Origin of the sequence: Neorhizobium sp. LMR1-1-1.1, from assembly GCF_040675795.1 — a bacterium.
Classification (GTDB): domain Bacteria; phylum Pseudomonadota; class Alphaproteobacteria; order Rhizobiales; family Rhizobiaceae; genus Neorhizobium; species Neorhizobium cellulosilyticum.
Genome location: NZ_JBEGHE010000091.1, coordinates 53,031 through 71,267 on the forward strand (window position 1 = coordinate 53,031; position 18,237 = coordinate 71,267).

The window sequence follows — 18,237 nt, forward strand, 5'->3', positions numbered from 1 at the left end:
TCATGTTTTCAGTGAAGCTATCGACGGGCTAAAAGGCCAGGAACCCGCCGGCTCGGCAGTTGGGGGCTCCGTTAGGGGAGTCCGAGGTTATATGAGACGCTGTACTCAAGAGTTAGTCCCGGCTTTTGGCTGGCACCAATCCAAACGGCTTGCGCCATCAAAGGTCTTGCCGCTCGACGAGGTGACTCGGAATGAATAGCATGCCCATCGCACCCGCCTTCGATTTACGCCGCAGCGAGGCGATACCGTGCGTCGATGACGGCCCCTCTCCCAGTCCAATTTTCCTTCCCGAAGGTACGATACCAGCCGGAGATTACGCTTCTGGCTTCGTGCTACCGCGTTGGGATAAAGGTGCCTTTGGTTCCGTCGAGCTTCTGGGTACGCCCTCGGTCCTCCACTTCTATTCCGGGTCGGCCGGCTGGTCGCAGCAGACTAGCGCCCTTGCTGAACTACATCCGAAACTCGCCCGCCTCGGCGTCTTTTTAATTGGGATAATCGCCGCGGAAGCCTCGGTTGTTACGGCCCATTGCGAAGGGGCCTCTCCGGCCTTTCCGGTTCTCTGCGACTGCGAACCGCGGGCAATTGTCTCCAGGCTGTACGGCTTCAATCGAGAAAGGGCCGCACCCGTAGTCTCGGCGACCTTCCTGATCGACGCCCGCGGCGTGATCCGCTGGGTGCAAGCCGAGGTAGGAGATCGCTGGACGAGCGGCCGCGAAATTCTCGGCGCTGTCAGAGCACACCTGCTACGACCGTTTCCGGTCGGCCCAATCGATTGACCGGTGAGGCTCTGCCGATGTCTCTCCTGCAGTTCGACGATTACGAAATAGATATTGACCAGAGACGGCTGACCGAAGGGGGGCAGCCTCTGAGGCTTGGTGGCCGGGCGTTCGATATTCTCTCCACACTCGTTTCTCGCGCCGGGGAAGTCATTTCCAAGGAAGAGTTGATCCAACTTGTCTGGCCGACGACGACGGTCGACGAGGGATCGCTCAGGGTACACCTCGTAGCTCTCCGGAAGACATTGGGCGACCGGGCAAAGCATTACATCGAGACGATCCCAGGCCGTGGCTACGTGTTCGCTGGGAACGTGCGTCCGTTAACACGTAACGAGGAGGCTCCCGAGCCGGATCCACCTGTTCCCACCGACTTGATGAGCGCGCTGCCGCGCATTCCGCGGAGATTGATTGGGAGAGACGATTTTATCGCTTCGACGCTTGAGCTGCTAAAAACCGCGCGTCTCTTGACCATCGCGGGACCGGGAGGGATCGGAAAGACGTCCGTCGCGGTCGTGTGTGCGCATGCCCTTTCCGCGAGCAGACGTATCGTCTTCGTGGACCTCGCGGCGGTAGCCGACGGAGCCAAGCTTCTTCCGTCCCTGGCCAGCCAGCTTGGATTGAACACTTTCGGCGAGGATATTTTGCCCGGTATCCTGGCGGAGCTGTCCAAGACGCCGACCTTGCTGCTCTTCGACAGTTGCGAGCGCATCGTTGACGCTGCCGCGAACACCGCGGAAGCGCTGTTGCGCGCGTCCCCAACCACACAAGTCCTGGCGACCAGCCGGGAAGCGTTGAGGGCATCAATGGAAAGGGTACGGCAGCTTTCGCCGCTGGAATATCCGATGGATGCGAGGGGATCTTCCGACCCGCGGGACTATCCAGGTGTCGAGCTGTTCGTTGCTCTCGCCGCTCTCGCTGGCGACAACATCGACCTCGCCGAACGCTCCTCGCTCGAGCTTGCCGCTGACATTGTCCGCAGGCTCGACGGGATACCACTTGCCATCGAGCTTGCGGCGGCGCGCTCGTTCGACATGGATCTGGCGACGCTCCACCGATCGGTCGCCGATCCAATAGCTGTGCTCAGGCGCGGACGCAGGACCGCGCCGCCACGTCAACACACGCTTCGCGCGACCATTGACTGGAGTTACTCGACGCTTTCCGATAACGAGCGGGAGCTCCTTCAGCGGCTTTCCGTCTTCACAGGGACATTTTCCCCGGAGGCAGCCATGGCCGTCGCCGAATGCGACGAACGTGCGGAGGATTTCCACGAAGCCTTCGATGGGCTGTTTCTCAAATCGCTTCTGGTCGTCACGCAGCAAGGCGGTACCTTCAGATTGCTCGGAGCCACGAGGGACTATGCCCGCGAGAAGCTCGCGCAAGCCGAGTTCGCAACCTCGTGCCGTTATGCCCATGCGGTATACTGCCTTGATCGAACCCGCATCGCGGAACGCGAGTGGCTGACGACCGATCCGGCCAGATGGCGATCGATGAACACAGACCTGGTTCATGACCTGCGCGCAGCGCTGCTTTGGGCGTTTGAGGCCGGCGGGAACGACGAGTTGGGAATACAGCTGACGGCAGCCTCGGACACGATCTGGGTGCAATTCGGTCTGATCGCCGAACAACTGGTCGTCGCCGAGCGGGCTTTGAGGTCGTTCGAAGCGCGAGGCAGGGCTGATGCCGCCCTCGAGATGAGGCTTCGGATGTCCTATGGAAGCGCTCTTTATCACACGAAATCGATAGAGCGGAACGCGGACGTCATCGCGGAGTACTACAAGGTTCTCGATCTGGCCGTCGCCGGAAAAAATAGCACCAAGCTTATGAGGGCGATTATTGGAATAGCGGCCATTCAAACGTCAAACGGAGACTATCAGGGCGCGATCGACCTCGTGAACGGTTTCGATGGTGAGCTTGACACGATCGCTCCACAGGCCCGAAGCCGCCTTCTCAATCACAACTACCACTACGTCGGCGATTTCGACAAAGCCATGGAACACGCGTGGATTGCTCTCAGCTCCCGATGCGATACCATCGGTTCCCAGCCGAATAGCGGCAGCAGTTTCGATCCGCGCATCAGTACGCTGTGCACCGTGGTGAAGACGCATTGGATCCAAGGACGCTATTCCGCAGCTAGGGCCGCGCTAAACGAAACGTTGGAAGAGACAAAAGCCCGCGACCACGCCATATCGACCTGCCTTTTTCTTGCGGCCTCGGCCTGCCCGACCGCGTTCGGATTGAGTGACGCGGAGCTCGGCGGTCGACTACTGGACATCCTCCGGGAGGTTTCTGCAAAGAACTCTCTCCTGCGGTGGCGCGACTGGGGAAACGGCTATGATAACGTCCGGACGGCGTTACGTAACGAGGATAGCTCGCTGTTCGAGCATACCATGAGAGGGATGAAGGGAGCGCCATTCGAAAATTCCATCGTAATGGCCGGGCGGCTTGCCGACGATGCCACTCTCCAGAGGATCGATCCGTCAGGAAGCTGGTGTGGTTCGGAAGTGCTGCGCCTGAGGGGCGAGTTGGCGATGCCCCACTCGCCCGGCCTGGGTCGTGACTTGCTGACTGCCGGATACGACCTTGCTGTCAGTCAGGCGGGAACCACCTTCGGGCTGCGATGCGCGACCAGCATCCTCAAACACTCTCCGTCCGATCGGCTGGAGAGTGCCAGGAGCAGACTGCTCAAGGTCCTCGATGTCGTGGAATACGACGAGAGCGTCGACGACATCGCGGCAGCCAAGGCTTTGCTCTGAAGTTCGCGCCTGCCGTGGTCAGTTCCGGCGGCCCGACTCGAAGAGGAACCACACTCGGCCCTCGGCTTCGTCGATCCAACCTTCGAGAAGGCTCGTGGTAGCAAAATCCCGGTGTTCGGAGGTCAATTCGTGGACTTCGCGCATAATGCCAATCAGCTGTTCGTTGTCGCTCTTGAGCTCGGCGAGCATGTCCCCCGGAGTGACGAAGTCGGCGTCGTTGTCCGGAAGACGCTGCAGGCGGGAAACATGACCAATCGATCGCAGGGTCGTGCCGCCTACCTTTCGCGCCCTCTCGCCGATCGCGTCGGTCATCGCGATCAGCTGTTCTCCTTGATCATCGAGCATGAGGTGGAAATCGCGAAAGTGCGGCCCTGAAAGGTGCCAGTGGAAATTCTTTGTCTTCAGATACAGGACAAAGACGTCGGCAAGCAGTGTGGTGAGTGCGCCGGCGATGTCGGTGCGGGCGTTACCTCCGAGATCGGTCGGGGTCGTAAGGGGTGCCTTGCGAATGGTCGTGGCAGGAACCTGGTCCATAATCTGCTCCATCGGATAGTGGCGAACGCGAACGCCCTCAGGGTTTCGTCCGGTGTTTCGGCATATTTGACCTCGACCGCCCCCGATTTCTTGGACAATCGAGCCTCCGGGTACCCACACCTTTGTATGACTCGAAAACCCGGCCGGCACGACTTAGCTCTGTGGCAAGTTCAGCGTCTCAAGCCGACGCCCTTCGTTTTCACGGTAGCCTTCGGACTCTCCTCCGAAGCCGCGAGGCCCACAGTGGCTCGCCATGGACCGCCCCGCGACATCCGGGGCGGTCTTTTGCGTTTTTCAGAGGTCAGTCTTCCCGGAGCCACGACAGTGAACAGAACGCATCGCTTCTGCCTTCCAGGCAAACTCCGATCCGAACTCCGGATCGTCTTCATCGCCCTGGTCGCCGACCTTCTTGTCGCGGCGTTCAAGTTCGTCGCCGCGGCTCAGTCGGGTAGCGCCTCCATGTCCAGCGAAGGCGTCCATTCTTTGATCGACGCCAGCACCGAAATCATCCTCCTCTACGGACTATTCGTCTCAGCGAAAACGGCAACACCGGAGCATCAGCTAGGTTTCGGGCGCGAGGTCTTTTTCTGGAACTTTGTCGTCGCGGTATTGATTTTCGCGCTGGGGTCCGGGATCGCTTTCCTTGACGGCATCCAGCAGATGATGTCACCGCGACCGATCGAGAATGTGGAACTCAACTACCTCGTCCTCTCGATCTCGGGCGTGGCGGAGCTCGTTGCCCTCTGGCTTGCGCTTGGAGGTGCCAACTCCAAAAAAGGCGGCCAAAGCCTGTTTCGATCGCTGAGGCGACGGCGCGATCCGACTGCCTTGACCATACTGTTCGGCGGTGCCGCCGCCATTCTCGGACTTGTCGCGACTGCCGTGGGCCTGTCGTTGTCCGTCACGTTCGGTGACCCCCGCTTCGATGGTGCGACGTCCGTCGCGATCGCGCTGATCCTCGCGTTGACGGCATTCAAGCTGGCATCTGAAAGCAAGGCGCTTCTGATCGGGGTTCCTGCCGACGAAAGCGTCGTCACTGCCATCGTGACCGATGTCCGCGCCCGACCCGCCGTCATGACGGTCAATGGCATGGTCAGCGTTCACCTTGCTCCCGACCAACTGCTTGTAGCCATCAGCATCTGGTTCGACGATGCATTGTCGAAGAAGGGTGTCGAGGCCGAGATCGAGGGCATCGAGGAGGATTTGTACAAGACCAATCCGCAGATCGTGGCTCTTTTCATCAAGCCACAGACGCCCGCGCGATACGCGGCACTTCATGGCGACGCTCCTTCGCTCACCACGCTTTGGCGGCCGCTGAGGGATGCGTCGAGTATAAGGCCAGTTGGGCTAGAGCGTTTGGGGCCAGACTGAATACATCGCGTTGCGGAGATCGAGCATGCAGGATGAACGACCGGAAGGTATCGAGCGGTATGACGACCCGGCAGGCGGTTGGGGAGCTCTCAAGGCCGTCGCCAAGACACTCGCGCATCAACAGGTCGTAGCTCAGGGAACCGCCACGCTCCTCAGGGCCAATCAGCCGGACGGCTTCGATTGCCCCGGCTGCGCGTGGCCCGATCCCAAACATACCTCGTCGTTCGAATTTTGCGAAAACGGGGCAAAGGCTATCACCTGGGAATCCACGGCCCGCCGTGTTGGCCCGGACTTCTTCGAGAACAATACAGTCGAAGAGCTTTGGGCCTGGACCGATCACAAGCTCGAAGACGCGGGGCGGCTGACGACACCGCTTCGCTACAACCGGGACCGTGGCCGCTACGAAGCAATCGGGTGGGACGACGCGCTCGAGATCATCGCGTCGGAGCTCAATCGCCTGCCCGATCCGAACATGGCCGAGTTCTACACCTCCGGCAGGGCGTCGAACGAGGCGGCCTTCATGTATCAGTTGTTCGTTCGCGCCTTTGGCACGAACAATTTCCCTGATTGCTCGAACATGTGCCACGAGGCGACGAGCGTCGGGCTGCCCAAGTCGATCGGGGTCGGAAAAGGAACTGTCCTGCTTGAGGACTTCGATCATGCGGACGCGATTTTCAGCTTTGGCCACAATCCCGGTACCAACCATCCGCGCATGATGACCACGCTGCACGAAGCCTCGCGGCGGGGCGTTCCGATCGTCGTCTTCAACCCACTCAAGGAACGGGCGCTGGAAAAATTCGCCGCCCCTCAAAATCCGGTCGAGATGGTGACCCTGTCCTCCACGCCGATCGCTTCAGCCTACCATCAGCTCAGGATCGGCGGTGACATTGCGGCCCTCCGCGGACTGATGAAAATGATTTTCGAGAAAGACGCGGCCGACCTCCTACGAGGCGGCGCTGGCGTACTCGACCGTGAGTTCATCGCCGAGCATACCGTCGGCTTCGATGACCTGCGACAGGATGTCGAAGCGACCAGCTGGGAAAGTATCCTCGAGGTTTCCGGCCTTGACATGCAGGCATTCTCAAGCGCCGCGGACGTCTACATCCATGCGAAGAATGTCATCGTTTGTTACGGCATGGGCGTCACGCAACATGAGAACGGGACGGCGAATGTCCAGCAGTTGGCTAATTTCCTGATGCTGCGCGGAAACATGGGGCGGAAAGGGGCCGGAATATGCCCTCTCCGCGGCCACTCGAACGTTCAGGGAGACCGCACGGTAGGCATCACGGAAATCCCGAACGAAGCCCTGCTGGACGGGATGGAGAGGGCTTTTGGCTTTCGACCATCGGGCGAAAAGGGCCACAACGCGCTGGAAACGATTGCGGCTATCGCGGAAGGCAGGTCGAAAGCGCTTGTCTGCCTCGGCGGCAATCTTGCCGTCGCCATGTCGGACCCCGACGCCACCTTCGAAGCGATGAGGAAGCTGGATCTCGCGGTCCACATCGCGACGAAGCTCAATCGGTCACACCTTCTGCTCGCCAAGACCTCGATCATTCTCCCTTGTCTCGGCCGTACGGACCTCGACACCCAGGCGTCCGGTCCCCAGTCTGTCACGGTCGAGGACTCGATGTCGATGGTGCACGCGTCACGGGGCTTTCTCAACCCTCCGGGAGAACTGCTCCGGTCGGAACCCGCGATCATCGCAGGCATTGCCAAGGCCACCCTCGGGGCGCGCCATGGGATCGACTGGGAAGAATTGATCAGCAACTACGACCGTATCCGCGACAAGATAGAGATCGTCTTTCCGGATTTCCATGATTTCAACAAGCGGGTACGTGTCAAAGGCGGGTTCCGCCTCGATGTCCCCGCCTCCTACCGCGTCTGGAAGACCGAGAGCGGCAAGGCGACTTTCATGATACCGCCTGGCCTCGACGGAGACCATCTTCTCCGGGATCGAGACGCGCTGATGCTAACGACGATCCGTAGCCACGATCAGTACAACACGACCGTATACGGGCTCGACGACCGCTATCGCGGCGTTTTCGGCAGACGCGATGTTGTCTTCATGAACAAGACCGACCTCGCGGATCGAGGGCTCCGTGACGGCGACCTCATCGACCTGACCGCGATCCTTTCGAGCGCGCCCCGAAAGGCAAGCAAGTTCACGGTGGTAGAGTACAATATTCCGAAGGGATCGGTGGCTGGCTACTATCCGGAGCTCAACGTCATTATAACCCTCGAGCACTTCGATCGCCTGTCCGGGACCCCTTCCTACAAAAGCGTGCCCGTCATCGTCTCAGCCGCCGCCTGAGTTTTCATGCGCGCGTTCGCCGGGGACGGCTTCAACGACAAGAGGCAAAGCCATGCGATTTCTCAGTGACCTGGAATACAGCGAGTGCCGCGCGTTGGACGTTTACGTCCCGGACGTGCCCCGCGGTGCGGTCCTTCTGCTCCATGGCGGATGGCTGGACGGCGACAAAAGCGGCGAAGCTGTCCTGGCCGAACGCTTGTGCAGATCGGGTATCATTGTCTTCTCCGCGAACTTCGAGCTCGATCGCAGCGGGCCGAACGGGCGTGCCCTGAGCGATGCGCTTGCGGCGCTTACGTGGATCCGAGGCTCGGAGTTCGATTTCGATCGAGATCGCGTCGCGGTCATGGGGGTTGGCATCGGGGGCACCGTCGCCATCGAGGCGGGCCTGAAAGAGGGAATTCCCGTCGTGGCTTGGTCGGCCTTGATCGACTTCAAGAGCTTTATGGACGGCTCGGCCACCCTCGGCGACAGCGATCACCTGCGAGACTACTATGGGGTCAGCCTGGAAACCGTTCGTGAGGCGGGCGAGCAGATACCGTTTCTCAGGAGCGTCATATTGGCGCTGGTGGCGAACAATCTCAGTCTTCTGAAGCAATCTAGCCCAATGCAAAGGGTCACTTCATCCGCAGGACGGATGCTCCTCTTCAACTCTATGAATGAGATCGTCCCGGCAATAGGGGCGGACATGTTACAGAGGGCCATGGCAGAGGCGAACGTGCGCTGTACCGTAAACCTTATCGAGGGAACCGCGCACGGCTCCGAATATCTTCTGCAGGCACTGCCGCAGTTCCTAACGGCTGCGCATATGGACGCGAGTGTCGACATCGTGGAATACGCCCACGGTGAACAGGACGAATATCCGGTCGAAGCCCTTATGAGGACAATGCCAGGAGGCGGTCCCATCTTCCGCGGCCACGTCCCCCACTGAAGTCACTTAGGCTCCAGCTTCCAGGCCCGATACCAAGTATGTTTGGCTTGGTGTGACCATAAACTTTGAACGCGACCGGACTGTGCACCTCTTCTCGGTCGCTTCGAGATTTCCGGCATCCCCTGATGATAATTGTTGTGCAAGGAGCAGATGGTGGCACGTGCGAAAGCATTCTCTCTCGGTGACAGCTACGACGGCATACTCGCCGATCTCGTCAAGCAAGGCCGTTTCGCCACGGAGACCGAGGCAGTGCGCGCCGGCATCCGCATGCTTGCCGACAACGAGACAGGTATGCAGTCGCTGCGCAGGGCAATACATGCAGCGGATTCCGAGATTGAGGCCGGGCTTGGCGTGCAATACAGGTCGGCAGCAGCACTCTTGGCGGACGTCACAACGCAAGGGGACGACGACTAGCCGAGGGCGATCTCCTGTGGTGCCGGGTCCTTCGCGTCGAACCTCCGCTGGGACGCCTCCACCTCATCGAGGTGTTCTTCCGCCCAGTCGTGAAGGGCCTTGAATGGCTTGCTCAGCGTATATCCCAATGGGGTCGTCGAATACTCAACCCCGATCGGAGCAGTATCAAGGATCGTCCGCGCTACCAGACCATTCCGCTCTAGCTTCCTCAGGCATACCGTGAGGGTCTTCTGGGTCATCCCATCCACTTCGCGGAGGATGGCGTTGAACCTGGCTTTGCCGCCGCCCGCGCACAACGCGCCGAGGACCAGAATGGTCCACTTGTCGGCGACCTGGTCGAGCAGGATCCGGTTCGGGTAGATCGGCTTGTCGCTTGGCATGGTACCCTCGGGGAAATCTAGTCACCTTATAGTGCGTAATTTACACTAGATATCATTCTGATACCAGTGCGTCACAGATGAATTGCAGGAGAGCTAGAATGGCAGGAAACAGCGTGACAAGCACGGCGAGCGCCGTCAATTGGCAGGTCGGGGGAGCGGTGCTGACCACGCTGTCCGACGGATATGTGCAGCTCGAACTCGCGACGTTCCTCAAAGATATCCCGGTCGAAGAAGGCGTCGAGATCCAGCGAAAGGCCTTGCGCAGGGCCGACTTCATGCTCGAGATCAACACGTATCTCGTACGAAGCGAAAGGCATGGACCGATCCTCATCGATTGCGGTCTGGGTGCAGGCGTGATCCCGACCGCCGGGCAGGTGGCGCGGGCGCTATCGTTTGTAGGCCTGAAACCGGAGGACATCGAAACGGTATTGCTTACGCACCTCCACGGCGACCACGTCGGCGGACTGGTCGATCTTGAGGGCAATGCCGTGTTCGAGAACGCCAAGGTCGTATTCCATCGCGAAGAAGCGCGGCATTGGCTTGAGCAGGACATCGACCTGGTCGCGGATCGGCAGGGAGCTGAGGGGGCAAGACGGGCGCTGCTGCCCTACGCTGATAGGATTGTGCTAACGGAACGAGGCGAAGTCGCGCCTGGGATCGAGATGATACCATTACTCGGTCACACGCCCGGCCATGTCGGCTATCGGGTTGGCAGCGGTACACAAGCGATATTGGTTTGGGGTGATATCGTCGGGCTTCCGCACATCCAGACCCAAATTCCGGAGGCTGGCTTCCTGACCGACTATGACAGCGCCATGGCGGTCGAGACACGGAAGGCCGTTCTCGGGCGGGCGGCCGATGAAGGCCTGACCGTCGCCGGGATGCACATCGAGTATCCAGGCGTTGCGAACGTCGTCAGAGACGGTAGCGGGTTCAAGCTAGTGCCGGCGCAGTGGATCGCGCATCAGTGAACGTCTTCGGAGTCGGGAAGAAACACATCTGAGGAGCCCCGGCTCCATCGAAGCGGTATAGTGCAATCCTTCTGGTCTCGTTTCGTGCATTCCATGTCGGCGAATTAACTCAGCCGATGAAGAACAGCATGATCCAACAGCTTCTATGGGTAAGCGCTGTTTTCATCACAGGTTGACCAAGCGTGATAGGTCCACCCGAAAGCTACAGCTCCTTACCCTTGAACCGCGACAGGATTCTTTTTGAAGGCGGAAATGTTGTCCTTTAGCCATTCAGCTACTGACCGTGGAGCGTGTCCGGTCAATTCGGCGACGGTGGCGGTAGTTTCCGCTTGAACTGATCGTTCAAAAAGATGATCCAGCCCAAGCGCGATATCTGCAGCCATCTCGCTCATTCCCATTTGGAGTAGAACGTTTCGATGTTCGGAGGGAGTACGTCGCAGATACCTCACCTCACGTCCAAGCTGTCCGGAAAGTTCAGTGGCTACTTCCGGCATACTCACAGAGGCCGGACCGGTTAGATGATAGGCGCGTTGGACATCGTTGAACCGTCCGTCAAGCAAAACCACCCGCGCAACGTCTGCTATATCTCGCGTGTCGATGAAGTTCACTCGGCCATCTCCCGCAGCTCCGCCCCAAAAGCCATCCGCTACCGGCACCGCTGCTCGTGCCAGAATGTCAACGAAAGCGGAGGGGCGCAGCAGCGTATAACCGATATTACAAGCTGCGAGATGTGCTTCAATTTTTGCGTGCCAGTCGAAAGGGTGCAGGCGAACAGGAGGACCCATGACCGAAACTTTGACGATATGTGAAACTCCAGCTCCGACTGCGGCATCAATGAGAGCAATCTCGTTCTCTACCTGCTTTGCATAGGTGCCGTGGGCGATGAACACCTTGTCTACGCCTTCCAACGCCTTGGACAATGTCGAAGGCGCTTCAAAATCGATGATCGCAGGAACCATCCCAGGCGGCAATCGATCCGAAGAAGCACTGCGAGACAGCGGGACTACATCGACATTGTCATCGGCAAGCTTACTAAGTAACGCAGAGCCGATCCGACCCGTCGCACCAACGACAGCGATGCGGCCACCTTGCTGGGCTGAAACCTTAGTCATTATAATTACCTTTTCCATAGACGCCCCGGCCTAGAAGCTGGCGTTATCGAACCCTTACGAGGTAGGCGCTGGTCCTTACATGGCAGCCCTTCCACAGGGCCAGGTTCAAGGACCAGATAGCCAAAGGAATTTGGGCCCAAGATAAAGACGCTGATTGTACAATCTCACCTTCACGCGATCCCAAAAATCTCTGAGATGAATGCGACTTCGGCCAGCCGCGCAGTTATCACCGTGGAAGCTGGCATCCGAGGCCCGCGGCACTGACTTCATCTTCCTATTCGGCGTGGGTGATGCCAAGGGAACAGCTCTTCGACCTGCCTCTGCTTGTGACCATTGACCAAGGCGGTCAGTGTCGAGCACAGGTATCCTCGCTGATGATAATGAGGACCGGAGTCGCCGTGGTCGAGCACACGGAGAACGACGTTCGCGCCGAACTCGCCCGTCTGTCGCCAGGTGACCTTTTCGGTGAGCGCGGCGTACTCGTCAATGCCGCCGAAGCCGGAGACACAAGGGCGCTGACTTTCGTAGTGATCTACGAGATATCGAAGGATGATCTTGCCGCAGTGATGCGTGACCGCCCTGCACTCGCAGAGGAGCTCGGCGTTCTTCTTTCCCGGCGGATGGAAGACGAGGAGCACCTGACGAACGCAAGCGCCCTTACGCATGTGCCGCATCCCGATACATTGGCATCCCGCATACGGAGGCTTTTCGAGATTCCGCGGGAAACGGAATTCCTGTAGTGGCCGCCGCCTCTGCGACGGCCACTATGGTCTCATATTACTTGACGTTGCCGAAGAGCATGTTCAGGCCTTCAGTAATCGTCGGATGGGCAAAGATGCCGTCCCGGAGGGCTGTGAACGGGAGTTGGCCAAGCATTGTCATTTGAACGACGCTCATGACCTCCCCGGCGTTGACGCCCAGCATGCTGAAGCCGAGGATCTGATCGGAATCCTTCGCGACCAGTGCCTTGATGAAGCCCTTCCGCTGCGAAAGGGTCCGCGCGCGCGGCACGACGTCCATGGGCAGCCGTGCGGTCCGATACTCGATCCCCCGAGAACGAGCTTCGCTCTCGTTCAGGCCCACACGGGCGAATTCGGGGTCGATGAACACGCAGTACGGAATGATACGCCCTTGGGTCGTGCGGTTACCGCCCTTGAGCTGGCTCGCGACAATCCGGTAGTCGTCGAGCGAGGCGTGGGTGAACATAGGCGTTCCCGCCACCTCGCCCATCGCCCACACGCCGTCGGCAGTGGTCTGGAGATGTTCATCGACTTTGATAAAGCCCTTGGCGTCCAGTTCAACCCCGGCGAGATCAAGGCCGATGTTCTCGGTCCGCGGGCGTCGGCCTGCGGCGACGAGAATATGGGATCCTTCGAACCGGCGTCCATCCGCCGTCGTTATGGTGACCGACTGGCCCGACTTACCCGTGACAGTCGTTCCCGTGCAACCGAGGGCGACATTGACACCCTCGCCCTGCAGCACCTCCTGTAGACTTGCGCTCACGTCCTCGTCTTCGCGCGGGGCAAGACGCGTTCCGCTTTCGATGATGGTGACATCAGCGCCCAACCGTCTGAACGCCTGCCCAAGTTCCATTCCGATGTAGCCGCCGCCGAGAACAAGAAGATGCGTCGGCATGTCACCGAGCTGCAGGGCTTCGACATGGGTGATTGGATCGGCTTTTGCCAAACCGGGGACATCCGGCACGGCGGCCGTGGTCCCGAGATTGATATAGACCCTGTCGGCTGTAAGCGTTCTCACGCCGTTCCCGGTCTCGACGGAGATCGTCTTGGGCGAGACGAAGCGCCCCCAACCGAGAACGAGTTCAAAGCCGCTTGCGTCGAAACCGGACTGGTTGAATGCGACCATCTCCGCAACGACGCTCGCGGTCCTGTTGCGGACGAGGTCCAGACTGGTGCGGACGTTGTCCGCCTGCGTACCAAATTCGGCGGCACGGCGGGTTGAATGGGCGACTTCGGCGCTGCGGATGAGCGTCTTGCTCGGGATGCAGGCGATGTTGATACAGGACCCGCCAATAAGTCCCGCCTCGACGACGGCAACGCGCTTACCCGCCTTTGCCTGGTCCATCGCGAGTGTTTTGCCCGCCTTGCCACCGCCGAAGACGAGGATGTCGAAGGATTCTACTCGTGCCATTTTCAGTTTCTCCTTGAGGGTTTCGCTCCTTTCAGATGAAACCATTCGAAGAGACTATCTGATTGTAAAATCGAGCTTATCGACTTCCTCGCGTATCTTTCACGTCGCCTTCCTTAACGGCGGGCGCGACGTTCCCCCAGCTATTGCGAACATAGGTCAGGACATCGGCGACCTCCTTATCGCTCAGTCGCCAGGCGAGCGCGGGCATGGATGGCTTTGTCGGTCTGGCATCCGTCTGCGCCCCTTGGCTCCCGAAAAGGACCAGATGCGCTGGGGTCTCGGCGCTGTCTTGCTGGACGATCTGGTTGCCGGACAGCGCCGGGAAAAGCGGCATCGCGCCTTTTCCGTCTGCCGAATGACATGCGGAGCAGTTGTCACGGTAGATAGCCTGGCCAGCCACCATGCGGGGATCGTTTGCGGGCAGCGCGGCGTTGCCAGCCGGTCGTTCGCCCGGAACTGACTTGAGATAATTGGCGATCGCGGCCAGATCCGCGTCGTTCATCTTGGACGTCGAGTTTTCGATGGCTTCAGCCATCGGCCCGGACGCTATGGTTTTCGTACCCACCCCCGTCTTGAGGTAGGCCACGATCTCCTCGCTCGTCCAGGATCCGACGCCCGAATGGACATCTCCGGTGATATTGGGTGCGTACCATCCTTGAAGGGAGCTCCCTTTGAGAAACTGACTGTCCTTGTCTGCGCCCAGGATCGTTTTCGGAGTGTGGCAAGTGGAGCAGTGTCCTGCACCCGTGACGAGATATGCGCCCCTGTTCCACTCGTCGGATCGGGACGGATCTGGCTGGTAGGCTCCTTCGGTGAAGTTGAGCAAGTTCCATCCCAAAAGCGATAGGCGGATGTTGAAGGGGAATGGTAGCTGGTTTGCTTCCACCTCGTTCCTGACTGGCTGAACGGTTGTCAGATACTGCCACAGGTCGGAAACGTCGCGGTCGGACATTTTCGTATAGGCTGGATATGGCATCGCCGGGTAAAGGCGCTTGCCTCCATGACCGATGCCCGTCCGCATCATCGTCTTGAAGTCATCAGCGGTCCAGGAGCCAATTCCGGTTTCAGGATCCGGCGTGATGTTGGGCGGGACGAGCGGACCGAAAGGCGTCTGGAGCGGCGCGCCACCCGCGAGGGGCTGGCCACCCGGTTTGGTGTGGCAGGCCGCGCAGTCTCCGATAACCGCCTGGTATTGGCCGCGGCTTATCTGGTCGGCTTGATCTGCTCCGCTTGCCGTCAATGGGGACAAAACGGCGCACAGGGCAGTTGTCGTGAGAAATGCCAGGGCGTGTCTCATGCGCTCACCAAAGCCGTTCCGGGGTTTCGTAAGTATTGGTTCCTGATGGCGTCTGCGGCCCAGAAGGCCAGCGCTCCAACGGTTCCGGTCGGGTTCTTTCCGGCGTTGTGGGCGAAAGCGGATGCTCCGACGACAAAGACGTTCGGGACGTCCCAGCTCTGCAGATAGCGGTTCACCGCACTCGTCCGGGGATCGTTGCCCATGACGACGCCGCCCGTATTGTGCGTTGTCTGGTACGCCAGTGCATCCCAACCCTTCTTGAGCTTGGGCACAACGGTCTCGCGACCGCCGAGCGCTTTGCCGAGTTCGACCATCCTGTCTGAGACGTAGTGCGACATGCGGAGGTCGTTGTCCGGGAAATCGAAGGTAATGCGCATGAGCGGACGGCCGAAGCGGTCCTTGTAGGTCGGGTCGAGATCAAGGTGGTTGTAGCTTGTCGGGTAACTTGAGCCCTGGGAGAAAAGGCTCATGGTGCTCTTGTAGGAGTTGACCGTTGCCTTCTTCCATTGAGAGCCCCATCGGGGGGTGCCGGGAGGCACGGGTCTAGTGGCGATCGGCCGGCCGTTGCTGGGAAGACAGTTGATCCCCGCCCCGCCGACGAAATCGAGCGGACCGTGATCGAAGGCGTCGCCGTTGAAATCGTCCACCGTCTGCCCAAGCGCGCCAGCTGCGATGAACGGGTTGAAATTCTTGTCGTCGTCGAAGAAGAACTGCGCACCCGACACGGTCTGATAGGCGTAGTTGCGCCCTATCGTCCCTTCCCCGGTCTGGGGGTCGTAGATCTTGCCGATACCCGAGAGCATCATCAGACGCGTGTTGTGCAAGCCAAAGGCACACACGAGCACCATGTCCGCCGGCTGGTAGAACTCGGTTCCCGACGTATCGACGTACGTGACGCCGCGGGCCATCTTACCGGACTTGTCCAGGTCGATGTGAAGGACTTCGCTATCGGTTCGAAGCTCGAAGTTCTTCTTCTTCATGAGGACAGGAAGAATGGTGGTCTGGGCGCTGGCCTTGGAGTAGTTGGCACACCCGAAGCGCTCGCAGAAGCCGCAGAAGGTGCATTGGCCCATCGCGACCCCGAGTGGGTTCACGTACGCCTCGGATAGGTTCGCCGAGGGCGTCGGGAAAGGATGCCAACCGACCGACCGCGCGCCTTCGGCGAACAGCGTCGGGGCGTATGTCATCTGCATCGGAGGCAGCGGATAGTCCCTCGATCGGGAAGACTCGAACGGATTGCCGCCGCTCTGGATCTTGCCGTTGATGTTTCCGGCCTTGCCGGATATCCCGGCCAGGTATTCGAAACGATCATAGTATGGCTCGATTTCCGCACCCGTGATCCCCCAGTCCTGGAGCTGAAGGCCTTCGAGGCGGGCAGCGCCGTAACGTTCGGTTAGCTTCGAGTGGATTTCGAAATCGGAATCCCAAAAGCGCCAGGTGTGACCGTTCCAGTGAACTCCGGCTCCCCCGACGCCGTTGCCGGGGAGGAATGAACCGTAGTCGCGTATGGGAAGTGCCGTCTGGGAGACGTTGTTCCTCATCGTCATCGCCTCGACGGCTGGCTGGAGGAAAAGGTCGCGCCTGATCCCGTAACGCAGCTCGTCCTGCACGTAGCCGATGTTGAAATCGGTTCCGGTGTCGCGCCACGGGCCGCGCTCGATGGCCAGCACGTCAAGGCCTTCGTCTGCGAGTTCGTTCGCGAGAATCGACCCCGTCCATCCAAGCCCTATGATCACGACGTCTTTTCGAGGAAGGATATTCGTCATTGTCTGGCCTTCTATTTCGACGCCCAGTCCATCGCGCCCAGGATGGATACCGGGGGATGCGGATAGGGTTGGTTGTGTTTGGAAACGTGATCGCGATAGTCGTAGCGCGCGCCCGGAAAGCCGAGCATCTTCCAGGAAACCATGTCCTTGTTGCCGCCGTAGACCGGGTCCGCGAAAAAACCTTCCATGGTGTTGTTCAAGACAAAACCGAAGAACTCCTTTCCGCCGACACCATCGGGCAGCTCTATGCGGTCGGCCTCGAGCTCGGCGAGGAAACCGTCTTGCACCTCCGTTGGCAGATCGCCGAAAGCTTTCCCGTCGTACTTTTCGGCGACGTGCCGGGCTATGGCTGCCAGTCCGCGGCGATACAGCTCGCTTGGATTGAGTTGTCCCTGGTAGCCCTGTTGAGGAATACCCTTGAGAAATGGGCCTTTCGTGTAAAGTCTGCTTGAAGAGCCGTAGTCCCCGGCGAGCTGTCGGTCGATGTAGACCGCACATCCCGCGTCCTTCCCCCCGATGCTGAGATCGTCCGCCGGGATAAGGCGGTCAACGATGGCGCTTACCAGCCGCCCTTCTCCTTCGGTAAAGAACCGCCAACCCGCCGGAGAAAACGGCACGGGCGGATCGGCCGACGCGGCGGTCCACGGCAGGCTTCCGGAAAAAGTCCGGCCAAACGCGCTGCCCATACTGGCGACGAACATCGTCGTCGCGACAGAAGATAGAAACCACCTCCGGGTCGCCCGGAATTGACCTGTGTCTGACATTTAGGATTTCTCTATTTGAAGAGGAAAGCAGCTGCGGCCCGGTTCGGCTATTTCGATCCGGCGGCCACGGAGGGAGCGCCGTCGGCCCAGTCTTGTCGGGCCGGCGCGAAGAAATCGATGTCGATCGTGTCTTCGGTGCAGTGGAATTCGTGCGGGACGTTCGGCGGGATGACGAGAACTGTGCCCGCCGTCATAATGAACTTCTTACCCTGCGAGGACACCTCGCAACGACCTTCGGTGATCCAGGTGATCTGCTCGTTGGCGTGATGGTGCAACGGGAAAACGCCACCCTTCTTGACCGTCCACTTGACGATGGTGGACTGCACGCCGCTCAGGTACTGCCGCTGGACCAAGGGGGAAATCTGCTCTTTGGGCTGGGCGTCGAGATCGTAGAGCTGTGGTAGGGCCGCCGTATGCATGCTGACAGACGGGATCACGCCCTGTCCGGGTGCATCAAGCACGGCACCGGCAGCGGTGACGGTAGGCGCGGGCATATCCTGCGCGGAGGCGTATGGACAGATGCCCATCAGGGCGACGGCTAGGATCGTCCTCAGCATTTTAGCTCCAGTCTTGGTTTGAAGATCGGCGCGTGATCGCTCGATTGGTTGTCGAATTGTTCGGGCCGAGTGTGGTCGTTCCAACACCGCGGTTCTTGGAAAATCCGGGCGCGCCGTAAACAAGGTCCTCGTTTCAGATGTCCGTGTCGCCG

Annotated in this window: 16 protein-coding genes; 8 read left to right on the plus strand and 8 right to left on the minus strand. The window is 59.7% G+C overall.

All coding sequences use genetic code 11. The annotated features are described in order from the left end of the window. Positions 1 to 191 precede the first annotated feature (191 nt). Both MRBLMR1_RS29390 and MRBLMR1_RS29395 read left to right on the plus strand, forming a co-directional pair. Entirely contained in the window at positions 192 to 776 is a 585-nt protein-coding gene (locus MRBLMR1_RS29390; RefSeq protein ID WP_500067126.1) for a redoxin domain-containing protein, read from the plus strand. A 17-nt stretch (positions 777 to 793) separates the two neighbouring features. Continuing rightward, positions 794 to 3,529 (plus strand): ATP-binding protein, encoded by a 2,736-nt coding sequence (locus tag MRBLMR1_RS29395; protein ID WP_500067127.1) that lies wholly within the window; start codon positions 794 to 796, stop codon positions 3,527 to 3,529. Positions 3,530 to 3,547: 18 nt separating this feature from the next. Here MRBLMR1_RS29395 and MRBLMR1_RS29400 read toward each other — a convergent pair whose 3' ends face one another. Next, on the minus strand, positions 3,548 to 4,075 hold the full coding sequence (locus MRBLMR1_RS29400) for a Dps family protein (protein WP_500067128.1): 528 nt from the start codon (positions 4,073 to 4,075) through the stop codon (positions 3,548 to 3,550). 312 nt (positions 4,076 to 4,387) lie between these two features. On the opposite strand from MRBLMR1_RS29400, the gene MRBLMR1_RS29405 reads away from it, so the two are divergent. The 4 genes from MRBLMR1_RS29405 to MRBLMR1_RS29420 all read left to right on the plus strand — a co-directional run bounded on the left by MRBLMR1_RS29405 (position 4,388) and on the right by MRBLMR1_RS29420 (position 9,087). Then, a complete protein-coding gene (locus MRBLMR1_RS29405) occupies positions 4,388 to 5,434 on the plus strand; it encodes a cation diffusion facilitator family transporter (RefSeq protein WP_500067129.1) in 1,047 nt (348 codons plus the stop codon). A 25-nt stretch (positions 5,435 to 5,459) separates the two neighbouring features. After that, positions 5,460 to 7,745 carry an FdhF/YdeP family oxidoreductase gene (locus MRBLMR1_RS29410; protein ID WP_500067130.1) on the plus strand — a complete coding sequence of 762 codons (2,286 nt, stop codon included), beginning with the start codon at positions 5,460 to 5,462 and terminating at the stop codon, positions 7,743 to 7,745. A 52-nt stretch (positions 7,746 to 7,797) separates the two neighbouring features. Beyond that, on the plus strand, positions 7,798 to 8,673 hold the full coding sequence (locus MRBLMR1_RS29415; RefSeq protein ID WP_500067131.1) for an alpha/beta hydrolase: 876 nt from the start codon (positions 7,798 to 7,800) through the stop codon (positions 8,671 to 8,673). 153 nt (positions 8,674 to 8,826) lie between these two features. After that, entirely contained in the window at positions 8,827 to 9,087 is a 261-nt protein-coding gene (locus tag MRBLMR1_RS29420) for a type II toxin-antitoxin system ParD family antitoxin (RefSeq protein ID WP_500067132.1), read from the plus strand. Here the strand turns inward: MRBLMR1_RS29420 and MRBLMR1_RS29425 are convergent. Further along, positions 9,084 to 9,467 carry a winged helix-turn-helix transcriptional regulator gene (locus tag MRBLMR1_RS29425; RefSeq protein WP_500067133.1) on the minus strand — a complete coding sequence of 128 codons (384 nt, stop codon included), beginning with the start codon at positions 9,465 to 9,467 and terminating at the stop codon, positions 9,084 to 9,086. The genes MRBLMR1_RS29420 and MRBLMR1_RS29425 overlap by 4 nt on opposite strands. 98 nt (positions 9,468 to 9,565) lie before the next feature. Here MRBLMR1_RS29425 and MRBLMR1_RS29430 point away from each other — a divergent pair, with 98 nt between their 5' ends. After that, the gene (locus MRBLMR1_RS29430; protein ID WP_500067134.1) at positions 9,566 to 10,438 is read left to right on the plus strand and encodes an MBL fold metallo-hydrolase; all 873 of its coding nucleotides are present in this window, start codon (positions 9,566 to 9,568) and stop codon (positions 10,436 to 10,438) included. A gap of 212 nt (positions 10,439 to 10,650) precedes the next feature. Here MRBLMR1_RS29430 and MRBLMR1_RS29435 read toward each other — a convergent pair whose 3' ends face one another. Further along, entirely contained in the window at positions 10,651 to 11,550 is a 900-nt protein-coding gene (locus MRBLMR1_RS29435) for an NmrA family NAD(P)-binding protein (protein WP_500067135.1), read from the minus strand. A gap of 374 nt (positions 11,551 to 11,924) precedes the next feature. Between MRBLMR1_RS29435 and MRBLMR1_RS29440 the strand changes: the two genes are divergently transcribed. Then, positions 11,925 to 12,290, plus strand: coding sequence for a cyclic nucleotide-binding domain-containing protein (locus tag MRBLMR1_RS29440; RefSeq protein WP_500067136.1), 366 nt, complete (start codon positions 11,925 to 11,927; stop codon positions 12,288 to 12,290). Between the two features lie 37 nt (positions 12,291 to 12,327). Here MRBLMR1_RS29440 and MRBLMR1_RS29445 read toward each other — a convergent pair whose 3' ends face one another. The 5 genes from MRBLMR1_RS29445 to MRBLMR1_RS29465 form a co-directional block, all read right to left on the minus strand. Further along, a complete protein-coding gene (locus tag MRBLMR1_RS29445) occupies positions 12,328 to 13,701 on the minus strand; it encodes a dihydrolipoyl dehydrogenase family protein (protein ID WP_500067137.1) in 1,374 nt (457 codons plus the stop codon). A gap of 76 nt (positions 13,702 to 13,777) precedes the next feature. Further along, a complete protein-coding gene (locus MRBLMR1_RS29450; protein ID WP_500067138.1) occupies positions 13,778 to 14,998 on the minus strand; it encodes a c-type cytochrome in 1,221 nt (406 codons plus the stop codon). Next, a complete protein-coding gene (locus MRBLMR1_RS29455) occupies positions 14,995 to 16,764 on the minus strand; it encodes a GMC family oxidoreductase (RefSeq protein ID WP_500067139.1) in 1,770 nt (589 codons plus the stop codon). Before MRBLMR1_RS29455 ends, MRBLMR1_RS29450 begins: the two co-directional genes overlap by 4 nt. Positions 16,765 to 16,775: 11 nt before the next feature. Next, complete coding sequence (locus tag MRBLMR1_RS29460) at positions 16,776 to 17,528, minus strand: gluconate 2-dehydrogenase subunit 3 family protein (RefSeq protein WP_500067140.1); 753 nt, start codon at positions 17,526 to 17,528, stop codon at positions 16,776 to 16,778. A gap of 47 nt (positions 17,529 to 17,575) precedes the next feature. After that, on the minus strand, positions 17,576 to 18,085 hold the full coding sequence (locus tag MRBLMR1_RS29465; RefSeq protein ID WP_500067141.1) for a cupin domain-containing protein: 510 nt from the start codon (positions 18,083 to 18,085) through the stop codon (positions 17,576 to 17,578). Positions 18,086 to 18,237 lie beyond the last annotated feature (152 nt).